Genomic DNA, 14,984 nt, shown 5'->3' with positions numbered 1-14,984 from the left:
CGGAGGGCGAGGTCTAGTCCTGTCCGGATTTCGCCCCTGCTTGCTCACCGTTGACCACGGGCTCGGGGGTGCCCGCCGCGCTCTTCTTCTCGAACACGGGCGTGGGTGCCGGTGTCTCGGTGAGCCCCGGCAGTGCCCCCTCGGCGAGTTGGGTGACGGCCGCCTTCGCCGCGTGCGCCGCGTCTCCGGGCGTGGCCCGCTCCAGGAAGCGAAGGAGCTCGACCGGGAACGGCAGCACCAGCGTCGAGTTCTTCTCGGCGGCGACCGCCACCACGGTCTGCAGCAGCCGGAGTTGGAGCGCGGCCGGCTGGTCGGACATCACCTCGGCGGCCTGGGCCAGCTTCTTCGAGGCCTGCAGCTCGGCGTCGGCGTTGATGACGCGGGCCCGCCGTTCACGGTCGGCCTCGGCCTGCCGGGCCATCGACCGCTTCATGGTCTCCGGCAGCGACACGTCCTTGATCTCGACCCGGTCGATCTGCACACCCCAGCCGACGGCCGGGCTGTCGATCATCAACTCCAGGCCCTGGTTGAGCTTTTCGCGATTCGACAAGAGATCGTCGAGATCACTCTTGCCGATGATGGAGCGCAGCGACGTCTGCGCCATCTGCGAGACGGCGAACCGGTAGTCCTCGACCTGCACCACGGCCTCGGCCGCGTCGACCACCTTGAAGTAGATGACGGCGTCCACCCGCACCGTCACGTTGTCCCGCGTGATGCCGTCCTGCGCGGGCACCGGCATCGTCACGATCTGCATGTTGACCTTACGGAGCCGGTCCACGAACGGCACGACCATCGTGAACCCCGGCCCGCGCACCGACCGGGTGAGCCGGCCGAGCCGGAACACCACCCCGCGCTCGTACTGTTTGACGACCCGCGCCGCGGACATCACGTAGACCCCGCCGGCGCATAAGACGGCCACTCCCGCCGTCACCAGTTCCTCGACCATCTCACGGTCCCCCAGGGTCCGAAGTGGGCGCAAAAGGCGTGTACTTCGACGGTAGCCCCGTAAGGGACACATAGGGAGAGCCCGCACACAGGGAGAGCCCCCGCCCGGCCGAAATGGCCGGACGGGGGCTCCTGCTGCTGGCTGCGGCTGCCGAACGTGACGCGAGGTGGAGCGGTCGGATCAGTAGACGCTCACGCCGTACGCGCTGAGTGCCTCGGTCACCGGCTGGAAGAACGTGGTGCCGCCGGAGGAGCAGTTGCCGCTGCCGCCGGAGGTGAGGCCGTAGGCGGTGGAGCCGCCGTACAGCGGGCCGCCGGAGTCGCCGGGCTCGGCGCAGACCGTGGTCTGGATGAGGCCGGAGACGATGTCGCCGCCGCCGTAGTTCACGGTGGCGTTGAGGGCGGTGACCCGGCCGCTGTGGATGCCGGTGGTGGAGCCGCGGCGGGTGACGGTGGTGCCCACGGACGGCGTGGCGGCACGCGTGATGTCCACGCTGCCGACGGTGCCGGGAGGAGCGGGGGAACTGCTCGCGTACTTGACGATGCCGTAGTCGTTGCCGGGGAAGCTGGACCCGGTGGTGCTGCCGACGGTCGTGGTGTGACCGGAGTTGGACCACCAGGTCCCGGCGCCGTCGGTGCAGTGCCCGGCGGTCAGGAAGTAGTAGGCCCCTGCGCTGTTCTTGACGTTGAAGCCGAGTGAGCAGCGCCAGCTGCTCGCGTAGATGGCGTCGCCGCCGGACACCAGCTTCTTGAAGGTGCCCGCCGTGCGCTCGATCTTGAGTGCGCCCGCGGTGTCACCCGCTTCCTTCTGGATCTTGTTGATCTCGGCCTGCGAGACCGTGCTGTCGACGGTGACGACGACCTGTTTGGTCTTGGCGTCGACGGCCCACGCGGTGCCGGCGACATCGGCGGAGCGCACCGCGTCGCGGGTCTGCGTGAGTTCCGCTGCGCTGAACGTGTTCGCTGTGTCGGACGCGTTGGCGGAGGGAATCGCGAAAGCTGCCACGGCGAGGAGACCGGAACCGACGGCGATCAGCCGGGTCGATCTGGCTCTGCCGCTGCGGGGGGTACTGCGCTTGATCCTCACTGCTCGTTCCTCCCATAGGGAAGTCGGGGGCCCTCGTGGGGATGGGGCCCGTGAGGCGCAGCCAGGCGCACGGCGAGGATCCGGATTCCGGACACGTCGTGCTCCTGACAATCGCTGAACGGGAGTATTCGCCCGCTCAACTGCCTGCACAAGAGCGCCTTTTGGACTTCCGCCGGATCTCCGCAATACGCCCCCGCCCCGCTGGAGGAAGTGCGGGGCGGGGGCGTTCCGGGTCAACGGGACAGCGCAGGCACCCGCCGTGGCCGCGTGCGCACCCCGATCACCTGGTCCATCAGCGCGCCGAGCACATCGCGTACGGACGCCCGGGTCCGGGCGTCGCACTCGATGACCGGCACCTCGTCGCCGATGCCCAACGCCTCACGAATCTCGGCCAGTTCGAACCGTTCCGCGCCCTCGAACCGGTTCACGGCGAGCACGAACGGCGCCCCCTGCGCCTCGAAGTAGTCGAGCGCGGGGAAGCAGTCCTCGATCCGCCGGGTGTCGACGAGCACCACGGTCCCGAGGGCGCCCTCCACCAGGTCGTCCCAGAGGAACGAGAACCGGTCCTGCCCGGGTGTGCCGAACAGATACAGCGCGAGCGTCGGATCGAGCGTGATGCGGCCGAAGTCGAGGGCGACCGTGGTCGTCGTCTTGTCCTCGACCCCGTCGAGCGAGTCGACGCCCACGGAGACCTGCGTGATGGAGGCCTCGGTGTCCAGCGGTTCGATCTCGGAGACCGCCCCGATGAGCGTGGTCTTGCCGACGCCGAGCCCACCGCTGACCACGATCTTCACGGCCAGCGGGGCGATGCGTTCAGAGCGCCCTGACATGGTCCCTGATCCTTTCGAGGGTGTGGAGCGGCAGCTCCGCGGGTTGCGAACACGACAGGCGACCGCCGACGACGAGGTCGGCCACGAGCACCTTGGCGACTCCGAGCGGAACCCCCACCGCCTCCGCGACCTGCGCGACGGTCGTGGGTTCCTGACACAGCGTCACGATGCGCTGGTGCTCGAACGCGAGCGGCGCGGCCCCCTCCGCCGCGTCGAGCGCGACCACGAGGGTCTCCAGGCGCAGATCGGACTGCGCGGGCAGGGAGCGCCCACCGGTGATGATGAAGGGACGGACGAACTGCCCCTCGTCCGGCACTTCGGATGGTTCGCTCATCGCGGCAGCGTCTCCCGTAGGTCGGCGATGAGCGTCGGCGTGAGGAGGTCTCCCGCCCGTTCGGCGAGGACGGCCATCTCGTAGCCCACGAGCCCGAGTTCACCGCTGCTGTCGGCGAGCACGCCGAGGCAGCTGCCGTCGCGGATCGCCGAGACGAGCAGGAAGCCGCGCCCCATCTCGATCATGATGAGTTTCACGCCGTCGAAGCTGTACCGCTTCGAGGCGCTGCGGGCGAGGCTGGAAAGGCCCGACACGATGGCGGCGAGCCGGTCCGCCTCGGTGCGGTCGAGCCCGTCCGACACCGCGATGAGCAGCCCGTCGGAGGAGACGGCGACGGCATCGCGCACACCGTCGGTGGAGCGGACGAAGTTGGCGAGCAGCCAGTTGAAGGTCTGCGAGTCGCCCCGCGTGTCGACGGTGGTCACTTGGTGTCGTCCTGCCCTTCGGCGCCGTCCCCGGCCTCGGTGTTCTCCTGCACGGCGGCCTTCTTCTGCGTGGCGGCGCGCTCCTTCTCGACGCTGATGGAGCCGCGCATATGGGCGCTGCGCAGGCCCGACAGCATCCCGGACACGCCATCGGGGGTGCGCTCCGCGGCGGGGCCTTCGGGCGCGGGCGACGACGGCGGCGGGGCCGTCTCGTGCACGGCCTTGGAGATGGCGCTGCGCTGCGGCCGTTTGACCAGCCCGTTGCGGGTGCGGGAGGCGGAGGACGCCGAACCAGCGGGCTTCGTACGGGACTTGGCCTCGACTCCCGCGGCGACCGGCGTCCGGGCCTCCTTGCGAGGGGCGGGCAGCGTGGCGGGCCGCACGGCCGACTCCTCGGACTTCCCGGCCTTCCCGCTCATGTCGGCGATCTCGGCCTTCCCGACCTTGGGCCTGGCCTCCGTGAGCAGCCCCGCGGGCACCAGTACCCGGGCCACCACACCGGCGGCGGGCGCCTCGCCGAGCCGCACCTCGATCCCGCACTTGCGGGCGAGCGCGCCGACCACGAAGTGGCCGAGGAACCGGGTGGGTTCGGCCATGAAGCTGGCGTTCCCGGAGAGTCGTACGTTGGCCTCGGCGAGGGCCCGGGTGTCCATGCCGAGCCCGTGGTCGACGATGGCGACGAGATAGCCCTCGCTGGTGCGCCGCCCCTCGATCTCGACGTCGGAGTCCGGCGGCGAGAAGCTGAGCGCGTTCTCCACCAACTCGGCCAGCAGGTGCGAGAGTTCGGCGACGACCGAGCCGGAGATGTGGGCGGGCTCGACGCGCCGCAGCGTGACCCGCCGGTACTCCTCCACCTCGGACAGCGAGGCCCGCAGCACGTCCGTGACGGACAGCGGCGTCGACCAGGTGCGCGGGCTCGACTCGCCCGCGAGGACGAGCAGGGACTCGGCGTTGCGGCGCATACGGGTGGCCAGGTGGTCGAGTTCGAAGAGGTTGGCGAGGGTGTCGGGGTCGGCGTCCTCGTGCTCCAGCTTGTTGATGAAGCTGATCTGACGGCGCACCAGGTTCTGGTTCCGCCGCCCGAGGCTGACCAGCGAGTCGGTGGCGTTCCTGCGCAACACGGCCTGCTCGGTGGCGAGGTCGAAGGCGGCGCTCTGCACCCGGTCGAAGGCGTCGGCGACCTCCCGCACCTCGGCGCCCGCGCGGGCGTCCAGGGCGAGCGGCGCGGGCGGTTCGGGCGAGGCGTCGCCAGCCGTCTGCACGGCGGCGACGGCCTGCGGCAGCCGCGCCCCCGCCACCTCGCGCGCCTCCCGGGCGAGCCCGGTGAGCGGCGCGGACACGGAGCGTACACAGTCGTAGGCGAGCGCGCCGAGGGCGGCGATGACGGCGAGCGCGAGAAGCACGAACAGCAGCAGGTCGCGCTGGGCCGAACTCTCCAGCTGCGCGGCCCTGTTCTCGACGTCGGCCCCGATGGAGACCTGCACGTCCCGCAGCCCGTTGATGGTCGACGTCATCGTGTCCCACCAGGCCGAGGGCGGTACGTCGCGGGGACTGAGCCTGCCCGCACCGTGCACGGCGGTCGACTCGTAGCCGAGGGCCCGCTCGGCGTCGGGTGTGGCGAGCGCCGCGTCCAGGCGGCGTTCCTGCGCGTCCGTCGCGGTGCGCGGGAAGGTGTCGAGCGCGGCGAGCCGGCCGGAGCGGATCTCCATGAAGGCGCTGTAGTCGTCGCCGCGGAAGTGCCCGCCGGCCCGCACCGAGCCGAGCACGATGGCCCGCTCCTGCCCCATGAACTCCTTGGCGGAGCCCAGGGTTTGGAGCGACTGGTAGGAGTCGCGCAGCGGCCCGTCGGCCACGTCGTCGAGGGCCCGGCCGAGCCCCACGAGCTCGGCGATGGTGTGCGTGAAGTAGTCGAAGGTGGGCTTCACCTGCCCGGAGCCGTCGTCCGCGCCCTTGCGGATCCCGGCGAGCGAGTCGAGCCGCCCGAGCGCGTCGGACGCGGCCGCGGAGGTGCCCCGCTCGTCGAGCGCGTCCTGAAGGGCGACGCGCGCGGTGTCGGTCGACTTGCGCTGGGCGGGCAGCTTGGCGCTGAACTGCCGTACCCCGCCGACGTATCCGGTGGTGAGGCCGCGCTCCTTCTGGAGCTCGTGGACGAGCCCCTGGAGGGTGACCTCGAGCCGGGCGTCGGCGGCGGTCGCCGCGGCGTTGCGGTAGCCGGAGATCTGCTCGGCCGCGAAGAAGCCGAGCAGGGTGAGGAGCACGGCCGTGGCCAGGGCGAGGATGCGCAGGAGTCGTGTGCGGATGGTTCTGGGTCGGGATGAGGCGGTGACGGATGCCGTCACCGACGAGACGAGGTCCACTGAAATGCCTTATGGAGGGGGCGAGTTGACGGTGCGGAAACGGTGCTTCCGCGCCGGGCCAACGAGCCCTCACCGGCCCCGGTCACCTCATCAGGTGGTTGTTTTACACCACCGAAACAGGCTTTCCGGAGGCGTGCAGGTGACCCCGCACCACACGTTCGGACCACCCCGGCCCGTATACAGGGCCAGCGCCTCACAGCCCGCAGTCAGAATCCACGGCCACAGCCCGCCGTCACAGCCCGCAGTCACAGCACGAGCAGCAATCACAGCAGTCGCAACAATCGGGTCCGTCGCAGTTCCGGCAGCAGCCCTCGCGCTTCTTCCGGGACCACGCGCCCTCGTACTCCTCGGCGCAGCACACCTTGCAGGTGCAGCAGAGCCCGATCGCGACGGCGCACCCGGCGAGCAGCCCCCGCTTCCCCGGCTTCGGCGACTTCCCGAAGAAATCACCGCCACCCGGGCCACCGGGCCCGCCGGGACCACCCGGGCCTCCGGATCCGCCTGGTCCGCCGACGCCGTTCGGATCGCCGCCGTAGGGGTTGCCACCGCCGTAAGGATTCCCGCCGCCATGGGCATCGCCGCCGCCGTACGGATTCCCGGACCCGTACGCCTCGTGGCCCCCATGCGCTCCATGCCCATGCGCATGCGCCTCGGCCCCGAACGCCCGGTCCACCGAGCGCCCCAGCTCGTGCGCGAGCAGCAGATGCGCCAGCTTGCCGTCCACGAAGTCGACGTCGCGCAGCGCGAGCCGGATGCCGTGCAGGGCGTCGTCGGCGAGGCGCCGCGCCTCGGCGAGCGACGTGCCGGTGGCGGACAGCGGGTTCCAGGCGCCGGCCGCGGCATCGGCGTCCTGGTCCTCGACGGCGTCCAGCAGATGCGCGAGCCGCCCGAACAACCGGCCCACCTCGGCGAGCGGCTCGGCGTTCCCCGGCCGCCCGGCCAGCATCGCCGTGTGCGCGAAGGCGGCGGCGGTCGCGGTCTCGGTCGGCTCGGTCACGGCCAGGACGGAGCCGCCGGGCCCGGCGAGCGCCTCGATCCCGGCCTGCCGCTCGACGGCGTCGAGCAGGACCGCCGTGTCGAACCCGACGTCAGATCCGGTACGGGCACCGGCCCTTCCCCAGCTCGCGGCGACCCGCCGCGCGGCCACGGCCACCGGCCTGCGCGCGAAAAGACCGTCCCGGTCGTCGACGTGATCGCGCACCTTCGCCGACGCGAGCACCAGGGAGACCGCGGCGGCGAGCCGCGCCCCCTCGCCCTGCGCGACGGACGCGCCGCGCATGCCCCGCAGCGGACAGGGCCCGGCCTGCCGCCGCCAACCACCGGCCGCACCGGACCGCTCGCTCTGAGCCTCCGTCAGGACGGAGATGAGCAAACCGTCGTAGTTGGTGACGACACGGGCGAACTGCCCGTGGTCGCCGCGCAGTGCCAGACAGAGCCCGCAGAGGTGGGCCATCCACTGGGTTTTGAGGCTCTCACCGAGCCGATGAGAGCAGGGCCGGACCATGCCGAACAAGAAGACTCCCCCGTACGCCGAATGACGGCCCGTCACCTGGACCGCGCGACGACGGCATCGTATCGAGCCCTTGCGCGACCTTCCCGTTCACCCGTACGCACCGAAGGTCACCCATACGCCGTGAAGAATCATATTTCACTCACCATCAGCAGCCGTGTCCCGTACAACCCTTGGGAACTCCGGCATGAACAAGCGCAGACTGTGCACCAGTACCGTCACGAAAGCCCCGCGCGGCGGCTATCCCCTTGGCGTCACGTCTGCATCATGGACGAACATTGGGGATGCACGACATGCGGAACGCAGAGGAACCGCTGTGAGAGGAGGCGTCCATGGGATCGGTGCGCAAGGCGAGTGCCTGGCTTGGCCTCGTCGACGACAACGATGAAGAGCGTTACTACGACGACGACTACGACGAGGGGCCCGAGCCCGCCACCGCCGGCGACGCAGCCTGGGTCACGGACCCGCGCGTGAAGGTCGCCTCCGAGGAGGCCCAGGAGAAGGGCCGCCGGATCGGCACGGTGACCCCGGACAGCTTCCGGGACGCGCGCCGCATCGGGGAGATGTTCCGGGACGGGGTTCCGGTCATCATCAACCTCACGGCGATGGAGGCGTCCGACGCCAAGCGCGTGGTGGACTTCGCCGCGGGCCTGATCTTCGGGCTCCGGGGTTCGATCGACCGGGTCGCGACGCGGGTGTTCCTGCTGAGCCCCGCGGACACGCAGATCGTCTCCGGCCGTGACACCAAGGAACCGACGGACGGTTTCTTCAATCAGAGCTGAGCGGTTCGGGGGCCTCCCCCGGACCGCACGTCACGCGGCCGAGGACGCCGAAGACTCCGCCGGTGACGAAGCCCGCCGCGGCGCCGCCACGTCCGCGTCGTCCGCCGCGGGCGCCTCGTCCGCCTCCTCGCACTCCATCCGCTTCGGCAGTCGCAGCGCGGCGACCGCCCCGAGGAACAGCAGCACCGCGCTGACGACCAGCGTGACGTGCAGACCGTGCACGAACGCGGCGCGCGCGGCCTCCCGCACTGCGTCCCCCGCCGCGCCACCGAGCTGCGCAGCGATCTGGTACGCCTCCCCCAGCGAGTGCCCCGCGGCGGTCGACGTGCCGTCGGAGACCCCCGGCACATGGCCGAGCCCGGGCGCGTACGCCGCGTTCATCACGGAGCCGAGCAGCGCGATACCCATGCCGGCGCCCAGCTGGTACGAGGTCTCGCCGATCGCGGCCGCACCGCCCGCGTCGTCCGCGGGCGCCTCCGTGAGCATCGACTCGTAGGCCCCGAACAGCGTGGTCTGGAAGCCGAAGCCGAGCAGGACGAAGCCGAAGCCGAGCAGCCACGGCTGGTCCTGCTGGCCCATCGCGCAGAGCATCAGCACCGCACAGGCGGTGAGCGCGAAGCCGGACGCGACCATGGCGCGCGGCCCGAAGCGGCGCAGGTTCGCCGAGCCCAGGACGCCCGCGGTCATCGCGGCGAAGGTCAGCGGCAGCATCCGCAGGCCGGTCTCGAGCGGGCTGAGGCCGAGCACCAGCTGGAGGTACTGGACCGCGATCAGTTCGAGGCCGACGAGGGCGAGCATCGCGATGACGATGCAGCCGACGGACGTGGAGAACGCGACCCGCGAGAACAGCTTCATGTCGATGAGCGGGTGCTCGCGGCGGCGCTGGCGGCGCACGAAGAAGAAGAGCAGCACGACGCCGACGACGAACGGCAGCACCGCCTCGGCGTCGAGCAGATCGCGCTTGGTGCCGAGTTCCTTGATGCCGTAGACGACACCGAGCACGCCGAGCGCGGCGAGCAGCGCGCCGAACAGGTCCCACGGACCGTCGCTGCGGCCCTTGGACTCGGGCACGAGGACCCGGCACAGCGGCAGCATGATCAGCATCAGCGGGATGTTGATGAGGAAGACGGAGCCCCACCAGAAGTGCTCGACGAGGAAGCCGCCGAGTACGGGCCCGGTGGCGGCGCCGACCGCGGCGACCGCGGTCCACACGCCGATCGCGACGGCCCGCTCGTGCCGGTCGGGGAAGACGTCGCGCAGGATCGAGAGCGTCGCGGGCATGATCATCGCGCCGCCGATGCCGAGGATCGCGCGGGCCACGATGAGCACCTGCGCGGTGTCGGAGAACACGGCGAGCGCGGAGGCCGCGCCGAACAGGCCGTAGCCGAGCAGCAGGATCTTGCGGCGGCCGACTCTGTCGCCCAGCGTGCCGAACAGGATCAGCAGCGAGGCGCACACCAACGGGTACGCGTCGCCGATCCACAGGAGCTCGACGGAGGTGGGCTTGAGGTCCTCGGTGACCGCGGGCAGCGCGACGTAGAGGATGGTCGAGTCGAGGGCGACCAGAAGCAGACTTGTGCACAGGACGACGAGGACGACCCAGCGGTGGGGTCGGGTTCCCATGGCGGCCAGGCGCCCGAGTGCGCGCCCGGAGGCCGTGTTCGTCCCGGACATGTACGTACCTCCCAGTGTTCCTCGCGTTCGGCGGTTCCCAGGACTGGGGAGGCCATTGGCCTTGTCCTGGTTCCGGCTCGGGAGGAGCGGTCTCCCGGCCCCGCGGCGATAAGGCGAGTAAGCCGTCAGCGTACGCGAGTTCTCGCCAATGACACGTGGCGGACCTCTCAAGGCCCCCGCGAGCGGGTGTGGCGTGCACCACTCGCGGGAAAGGGGCCTGCTGGCGAGGCGCAGGGGGCGGATGCCGATAATCGGGGCCGTGACGGAAGTGGACCAACGACATCGACCCTCGCCGCGGCATGCCGCGCCCGCCCTGCTCGGATACGCCGCGGTGCGGGCGCTCGGCCTGCTGGTGCTCGCGGTGTGGAGCGCGGCGACGGGCAAGAGCGCGCACACACTGCTCACGGCCCGCTGGGACTCGCTCTGGTACACGCGGATCGCCGAGCACGGCTACGGCTGGTCGGTGACGCTGCCCGACGGCACCGTGCACTCGAACCTCGCGTTCTTTCCGCTGCTTCCGTGGCTCGAACGTTTCGTCTCGGCGGTCAGTCCGCTGTCGTACGCGGACGCGGGCCTCGTGGTGAGCCTGCTGGCCTCGCTGGCGGCGGCGTGGGGGATCTTCGCCGTCGGGGATCTGCTGCACGGGCGGGCGGCCGGGATCTGGCTCGCCGTGCTGTGGGGTGCGCTGCCCGTCGGGATCGTGGCGTCGATGGCGTACAGCGAGGCGCTGTTCACGGCGCTCGCGGCGTGGGGACTGTACGCGGTGCTGCGACAGCACTGGGTGAGCGCGGGACTGCTGGCCGCGCTCGCGGGTCTGACCCGGCCGATCGGGGCGGCCGTCGTGGTGGCGGTGTGGGTGGCGGCGGCGCTGTGGATCGCGAAGGAGCGGCGGGCACCGTGGCGGCTCGTGCTCGGGGTGCTGCTCGCGCCGGCGGGTGCGGCGGCGTACGTGCTGTGGGTCGGGCAGCGGACCGGTGGCGGGCTCTTCGGCTATCTCGACGTGCAGGCGCAGTGGGGCAACGGCTTCGACGGGGGCGCGGCCTTCGCCGGGTTCGTCGCCGACCAGTTCACGTCGCCGCTGGGCGCGCTGGCCGGGATCGGTCTGATCGTCGGGGTCGCGCTGGTGATCTGGCTGTACGTCGCCGGGGTGCGGCAGCGCCAGCCCGTGCCGGTGCTCGTCTACACGGGCATCGTGGTCGTGCTCGCGCTGTGCGCCTCGGGGTACTTCGGCTCGAAGCCGCGGCTGCTGCTGCCCGCGTTCCCGCTGCTGCTGCCGCTCGCGGTGGCGCTCGCCCGGTGGCGTACGGGCAGGTCGGCATGGGTGGTCGGCGGTCTCGCAGCGTTGTCGGCGGTCTACGGAGCGTTCTGGTTGAACGGGTCCGGGCCGCCATGAGCGGTGAGTGAACGGCCAATTCCGCACGGGCATCAGATGAACGCATTCATAAGCGTCATATAATGGGCCCCGGAAACGATCTTTGAATTCAGGAATCTTTCCTTCCGGGTGGCTGAAATCGTGGGAATATTCGGCCACCTGAGATCAATCCCACATCACATCGTCATCACAAAGCCCCTGATTCGTTCTTGTCCACCTGCCGGTCGCTGTAGCGTCGATTGGGTGCGTACCGAACGAAACCTGACCCGCCGTGTGGAGCGGGTCTTCGCCAGGCTCGATCGCGAGCCCGAACGACCGACCCATGTGGACATGCCCCACATGAGCCGGCACCGGGTCGTGCTCTTCGGGCTGACCCTGTCCTTCTACCTCACGATCGTGGTGGCGGTGCTCACCACGTCGTGGCTGGTCGCTGTCGACTGGCAGGTCATGTTCTTCCGGCCGTACCAGCAGTGGCCGGACATCCACGCCTTCCTCGACTACTGGGTCGTCCTCGGCCAGCGCGGCCCGACGGCCGTGATGGTGATGTCGTGGCTGGGCTGGCGTTCGTGGCGGCAGCACACGCTGCGCCCGCTGCTGATGTTCGGCACTTCGCTGCTGCTGCTCAACGTGACGGTGGGCGCCGCCAAGTACGGCATGGGCCGCGCCGGCCCGCACTACGCGACGACCATCGGGTCGAGCGAGATGTGGCAGGGCGGCGACATATTTCCTTCGGGCCACACCGCGAACGCGGTGGTGACCTGGGGCATCCTCGCCTACCTCGCCTCCACCCCGCGGGCCAGGCGCTGGCTGTCCGCGGTCTCCGCGGTGATCTCCCTGAGCGTCGGCCTGACCACGGTCTATCTCGGTACGCACTGGCTGAGCGACGTGCTGCTCGGCTGGGCCGCGGGCCTGCTCATCCTGCTCGCGCTGCCCTGGTGCGAGCCGCTGGTGGCCCGCGCGGAGGCCTGGATCCTCTCCTGGCGTGACCGTCTGCTCGGCCGCCGCTCCGGCGCCCGGCTGCCACAGCCGGAGTCCGAGCCGGTTCCGGTCCCGGCGCTGACCACGGCCGCCCGCACACGCGAGTCCGCCGGGGCCACCAGATCGAGCCGCCAGCTGCTCCCACAGGGCCCGCACACCCCGCGCGGCGAGCGCACACCGATCACCCCGGCAGGCAGCCGCCGACCGAACACGGAGAGACTCACGCGCGGGACGCCGTCGACGAGAACGGTGTCCTGAGCGCGCCCATAGACGAGCGCGCCCACAGACGGCGGGGCCCGGTACGCACAGCCAAGCCCCGCACCACGAAGGCCCCCGAACCTCTTGCAGGTTCGGGGGCCTTCGCACGCTTCAGGGGCCTTCAGGCGGCCACTCAGGGGGCCTCAGCCCTTCCAGCAGCGCGTCACCTTTCCCTCGGTGACCTCGAAGTTGAGCCGCCCGGCCAGGTACTCCATGGTGATGATCGCGCCCGGCGGCAGCTGCCTGACGGTCGACCAGCCACGCGCGCCTGCCTGTGACTCGGCACTGGGCGCGTCGAGCCCGACGTACGCGTCCGGATTGTCCTGTGGTTCCGCCGGCGGGGTGGGGATGGGTGCCATGCGGCCACGGTAGGCCGCGGGTCACGCTTTTGTCACAAGATCACGACAGTTGTTTCTTAGGAGTTCCTCACACGATCGGGCGTTCCTTGTCTCTTACTTGCTCCTTACTTTCACCCGTAACACCCGGCCCTATCGAATTATCGCGGTCCGCCTAAAAGCCTCCGCCGGGCCGCCTCCACGAGCCCTGCACGCTTTTGCACAATTCCCCGGGCATTCCGAATCCGACGGCGGCACGGGCGAGTTGAGGCCGTCCGGGAATTGTCTGTTCATGCCAGAAACAGCGGTACGCCCTCTGTCGCCACGGGGGCCGCGCGAGCATCATGGCCTGAGTCCGCAGCAGGCCCGAGGCGCGCAGCAGAGCAGCGAGGGGGCAAGCGATGGGTACGACCGGGGTGCAGGCCGGGCCTGCGACGGTGGGGGCCGCGCGCGAGCGACGTCCGGGCCGGGTCGTCGTGGACTGGCTGACCACGACCGACCACAAGAAGATCGGCCACCTCTACCTGGTCACGTCGTTCTGCTTCTTCCTCATCGGCGGGGTGATGGCCCTGCTCATGCGGGCCGAACTGGCCCGTCCGGGCATGCAGATGCTCTCCAACGAGGAGTACAACCAGCTGTTCACGATGCACGGCACGATCATGCTGCTGCTGTTCGCGACGCCGACCTTCGCCGGCTTCGCCAACGAGATCATGCCGCTGCAGATCGGCTCGCCGGACGTCGCGTTCCCGCGCCTGAACATGCTCTCGTACTGGCTGTTCGCCTTCGGCGGCCTGATCGTGCTCGGCTCGCTCATCGTGCCGGGCGGGGCCGCGGACTTCGGCTGGTTCGCGTACGCGCCGCTGAACAGCCTGACCCGCTCCCCCGGCATCGGCGCCGACCTGTGGATCATGGGGCTCGCGCTCGCCGGGTTCGGCACGATCCTCGGCTCGGTGAACTTCCTGACCACGATCATCGGGATGCGGGCGCCCGGCATGACGATGTTCCGGATGCCGATCTTCACGTGGAACACGCTGTTCACGTCGATCCTGGTGCTGCTCGCGTTCCCGGTGCTCGCGGCCGCGCTGCTCTGCCTGGAGGCGGACCGCCGGTTTGGGTCCGTGGTGTTCGAGGCCCAGTACGGGGGCGCGCTGCTGTGGCAGCACCTCTTCTGGTTCTTCGGGCATCCGGAGGTCTACATCATCGCGCTGCCCTTCTTCGGGATCATCAGCGAGATCCTGCCGGTCTTCAGCCGCAAGCCGATCTGGGGCTACTCGATGCTGGTCGGCGCGACGATGGCGATCACGGGCCTGTCGGTGGTCGTGTGGGCGCACCACATGTTCGCCACCGGCGGGGTGCTGCTGCCCTTCTTCTCGTTCATGTCGTTCCTGATCGCGGTGCCCACGGGCGTGAAGTTCTTCAACTGGACCGGGACGATGCTGAAGGGCTCGCTGTCCTTCGAGACGCCGATGCTGTGGTCGATCGGCTTCCTGACCACGTTCCTCTTCGGCGGCCTGACCGGCGTCATCCTCGCCTCGCCACCGATGGACTTCCATGTCACCGACTCGTACTTCGTGGTGGCGCACTTCCACTACGTGGTGTTCGGCACGGTCGTCTTCGCGACCTTCGCCGGCTTCTACTTCTGGTGGCCGAAGCTGACGGGGAAAATGCTCGACGAGCGGCTCGGCAAGATCCACTTCTGGACGCTGTTCGTCGGCTTCCACACGACGTTCCTGGTCCAGCACTGGCTGGGCGCGGAGGGCATGCCGCGCCGGTACGCGGACTACCTGGCGGCGGACGGCTTCACGGCGCTGAACACCCTCTCGTCGATCGGCGCGTTCCTGCTCGGCCTCTCCACACTGCCGTTCCTCTACAACGTCTGGAGGACGACGAAGTACGGGGTGAAGGTCGAGGTCGACGACCCGTGGGGGTACGGCAGGTCCCTGGAGTGGGCGACGGCCTGCCCGCCGCCGCGCCACAACTTCGTCACGCTGCCGAGGATCCGCTCGGAGTCCCCGGCGTTCGACCTGCACCACCCGGAGTTCGCGGCCTTCGAGAACCGGCCGCTGGAGTCCGGGCAGAAGGAGAAGGACTAGGGCC

General features: G+C 70.2%; 13 protein-coding genes. 4 read left to right on the top strand and 9 right to left on the bottom strand.

The genetic code is table 11. The features are described 5' to 3' along the window. Window positions 1-13: 13 nt before the first annotated feature. The 7 genes from OG746_RS32690 to OG746_RS32660 form a co-directional block, all read right to left on the bottom strand. Window positions 14-946 carry a slipin family protein gene (locus OG746_RS32690; protein ID WP_266721261.1) on the bottom strand — a complete coding sequence of 311 codons (933 nt, stop codon included), beginning with the start codon at window positions 944-946 and terminating at the stop codon, window positions 14-16. Window positions 947-1,126: 180 nt separating this feature from the next. Further along, window positions 1,127-2,032, bottom strand: a complete 906-nt coding sequence (locus OG746_RS32685) for a S1 family peptidase (protein ID WP_266721260.1) — start codon at window positions 2,030-2,032, stop codon at window positions 1,127-1,129. Between the two features lie 233 nt (window positions 2,033-2,265). Beyond that, window positions 2,266-2,862, bottom strand: coding sequence for a GTP-binding protein (locus OG746_RS32680; protein WP_266721259.1), 597 nt, complete (start codon window positions 2,860-2,862; stop codon window positions 2,266-2,268). Next, window positions 2,846-3,196 (bottom strand): DUF742 domain-containing protein, encoded by a 351-nt coding sequence (locus OG746_RS32675; RefSeq protein ID WP_266721257.1) that lies wholly within the window; start codon window positions 3,194-3,196, stop codon window positions 2,846-2,848. Before OG746_RS32675 ends, OG746_RS32680 begins: the two co-directional genes overlap by 17 nt. Then, window positions 3,193-3,621 (bottom strand): roadblock/LC7 domain-containing protein, encoded by a 429-nt coding sequence (locus OG746_RS32670; RefSeq protein ID WP_266721255.1) that lies wholly within the window; start codon window positions 3,619-3,621, stop codon window positions 3,193-3,195. Before OG746_RS32670 ends, OG746_RS32675 begins: the two co-directional genes overlap by 4 nt. After that, window positions 3,618-5,960: a sensor histidine kinase gene (locus tag OG746_RS32665; protein WP_266721253.1), complete on the bottom strand. Its 2,343-nt coding sequence runs from the start codon at window positions 5,958-5,960 to the stop codon at window positions 3,618-3,620. Before OG746_RS32665 ends, OG746_RS32670 begins: the two co-directional genes overlap by 4 nt. A 250-nt stretch (window positions 5,961-6,210) precedes the next feature. Continuing rightward, a complete protein-coding gene (locus OG746_RS32660) occupies window positions 6,211-7,491 on the bottom strand; it encodes a DUF5685 family protein (RefSeq protein ID WP_266721251.1) in 1,281 nt (426 codons plus the stop codon). 329 nt (window positions 7,492-7,820) lie between these two features. Here OG746_RS32660 and OG746_RS32655 point away from each other — a divergent pair, with 329 nt between their 5' ends. After that, window positions 7,821-8,270 (top strand): cell division protein SepF, encoded by a 450-nt coding sequence (locus tag OG746_RS32655; protein WP_266721249.1) that lies wholly within the window; start codon window positions 7,821-7,823, stop codon window positions 8,268-8,270. A gap of 30 nt (window positions 8,271-8,300) precedes the next feature. Here the strand turns inward: OG746_RS32655 and OG746_RS32650 are convergent, their stop codons facing one another. Further along, window positions 8,301-9,944, bottom strand: coding sequence for an MFS transporter (locus tag OG746_RS32650; protein WP_266721247.1), 1,644 nt, complete (start codon window positions 9,942-9,944; stop codon window positions 8,301-8,303). A 241-nt stretch (window positions 9,945-10,185) separates the two neighbouring features. On the opposite strand from OG746_RS32650, the gene OG746_RS32645 reads away from it, so the two are divergent. Next, entirely contained in the window at window positions 10,186-11,337 is a 1,152-nt protein-coding gene (locus OG746_RS32645) for a putative hexosyltransferase (RefSeq protein WP_524540508.1), read from the top strand. A gap of 222 nt (window positions 11,338-11,559) precedes the next feature. Continuing rightward, the gene (locus OG746_RS32640) at window positions 11,560-12,552 is read left to right on the top strand and encodes a phosphatase PAP2 family protein (RefSeq protein WP_266721243.1); all 993 of its coding nucleotides are present in this window, start codon (window positions 11,560-11,562) and stop codon (window positions 12,550-12,552) included. A 143-nt stretch (window positions 12,553-12,695) separates the two neighbouring features. Here OG746_RS32640 and OG746_RS32635 read toward each other — a convergent pair whose 3' ends face one another. After that, window positions 12,696-12,911 carry an I78 family peptidase inhibitor gene (locus tag OG746_RS32635; protein ID WP_266721242.1) on the bottom strand — a complete coding sequence of 72 codons (216 nt, stop codon included), beginning with the start codon at window positions 12,909-12,911 and terminating at the stop codon, window positions 12,696-12,698. A gap of 377 nt (window positions 12,912-13,288) precedes the next feature. Here OG746_RS32635 and ctaD point away from each other — a divergent pair, with 377 nt between their 5' ends. Beyond that, window positions 13,289-14,980: an aa3-type cytochrome oxidase subunit I gene (gene ctaD / locus OG746_RS32630; RefSeq protein ID WP_266721240.1), complete on the top strand. Its 1,692-nt coding sequence runs from the start codon at window positions 13,289-13,291 to the stop codon at window positions 14,978-14,980. Window positions 14,981-14,984: the final 4 nt, after the last annotated feature.

Source organism: Streptomyces sp. NBC_01016 (genome assembly GCF_026341035.1).
Taxonomy (GTDB): domain Bacteria; phylum Actinomycetota; class Actinomycetes; order Streptomycetales; family Streptomycetaceae; genus Streptomyces.
Note: the sequence above shows the minus strand (reverse complement) of the source record. Positions and strands in the feature narration are given on the sequence as shown.

Bases quoted from the DNA above. Each gene is read 5' to 3' on its own strand.
- OG746_RS32690 (WP_266721261.1), bottom strand. From the start codon at position 946: ATGGTCGAGGAACTGGTGACGGCGGGAGTGGCCGTCTTATGCGCCGGC.
- OG746_RS32680 (WP_266721259.1), bottom strand. From the start codon at position 2,862: ATGTCAGGGCGCTCTGAACGCATCGCCCCGCTGGCCGTGAAGATCGTG.
- OG746_RS32675 (WP_266721257.1), bottom strand. From the start codon at position 3,196: ATGAGCGAACCATCCGAAGTGCCGGACGAGGGGCAGTTCGTCCGTCCC.
- OG746_RS32655 (WP_266721249.1), top strand. From the start codon at position 7,821: ATGGGATCGGTGCGCAAGGCGAGTGCCTGGCTTGGCCTCGTCGACGAC.
- OG746_RS32650 (WP_266721247.1), bottom strand. From the start codon at position 9,944: ATGTCCGGGACGAACACGGCCTCCGGGCGCGCACTCGGGCGCCTGGCC.
- OG746_RS32645 (WP_524540508.1), top strand. From the start codon at position 10,186: ATGCCGATAATCGGGGCCGTGACGGAAGTGGACCAACGACATCGACCC.
- OG746_RS32635 (WP_266721242.1), bottom strand. From the start codon at position 12,911: ATGGCACCCATCCCCACCCCGCCGGCGGAACCACAGGACAATCCGGAC.
- ctaD (WP_266721240.1), top strand. From the start codon at position 13,289: ATGGGTACGACCGGGGTGCAGGCCGGGCCTGCGACGGTGGGGGCCGCG.